We start from the raw sequence: 1,136 nt of genomic DNA, 5'->3' as shown, positions 1-1,136 counted from the left end.
TCAGCAATGAGTTCCCCATATTTTGTTGCTCTGTACAAACCATCGGCAGGAACACTTCCTTCTTTATAATATTTTAACACCACAACTGGCTTAAACCCCAGATTCTCATTCAGACTAAACATTGCCCCGGCTGAAAAATCAAAACCCGGCAACGTACTTCCCATTGATTTGTCTCTAAAAACCGTATTGGTACTCAATCCTGCGAAATATTTAGCTGATAAATACATTACTCCTATACTTACGGCCGGATCTATTTGACTGTAATCAATACCAAACAGATCTGCACCTAAGTAGGTTCGCAACTTCTCTCTATCGTAACTCGATGATTCGATACCAATTCCCAACCCAAAAGCCAGAAAGGAGTTCCTGCTTAAGCGTACATTGGCCGAGGCTGTTCCGTAAACTGTTACAATATCACGTAATCCTATATTCTCCTTTATAACCGTTGGCCCCACACCAAACGTGCTGTTCTTTATTGGTAAATATGCATTGAACGCATAGGTTTTTGGACTGTAGGCAACATCTGCCCATTGCCATCTGCTCAAGGTGCTGAATGAATAGTAATCCTTAAAAGAATTATATGCAGGATTAAAAAATTCCTGCCGGACAAGTGACTGTGTTGTGGACTGATATTGCGAAAAAACGCATTCACTGCCAAAAACCAGGAGTGTTACAACTATAATAGATAGTACTTTTCTTTTCATGATTTATAAAACATTAATTTACTCAGTTCTAATAATTTCCAGAATGTCATTTTTAATCACCTTTTGACCATTTAGCAATTCTCCTTCCAAATAGTAATAATAAGTTCCCGAGCTAAATCCTTTTGTGTCAAAATCATTGGAATAGGCGCGACTTTGATAGATCTCACGACCTAAACTGTCATAAATCCTCAATCTCAAATAGTTAAACTTTTCTATCTCAAACTTGAATCGTGTTTCGTTTCTTTCGTTTACAATAATAGCATTTGGAATATCCTGCAAGTGCAACACATTCTCAACCAAAGCAAATGCTCCCGTATATTTTTTTTCTGTTCCCTGCAGATAAATTGAGGTAGGAGTTTCTACTGTTGTACTTACACTTACGATATCATTAAAAAACAAAGGATCATTGGAGTGAAAGATATTTAGTTCCTT

At 37.1% G+C, this 1,136-nt stretch carries 2 protein-coding genes; both read right to left on the bottom strand.

Annotated features, from left to right (window positions below; genetic code table 11):
• A partial coding sequence (locus QUH73_RS20730) for a PorP/SprF family type IX secretion system membrane protein (protein ID WP_289532355.1) occupies positions 1 to 704 on the bottom strand: 704 nt, incomplete at its 3' end.
• A gap of 18 nt (positions 705 to 722) precedes the next feature.
• The coding region (locus QUH73_RS20725; RefSeq protein ID WP_289532354.1) for a gliding motility-associated C-terminal domain-containing protein at positions 723 to 1,136 on the bottom strand (414 nt) is incomplete at its 5' end.

The organism is Labilibaculum sp. K2S, assembly GCF_030372765.1.
GTDB lineage: Bacteria > Bacteroidota > Bacteroidia > Bacteroidales > Marinifilaceae > Labilibaculum.
Note: the sequence above shows the minus strand (reverse complement) of the source record. Positions and strands in the feature narration are given on the sequence as shown.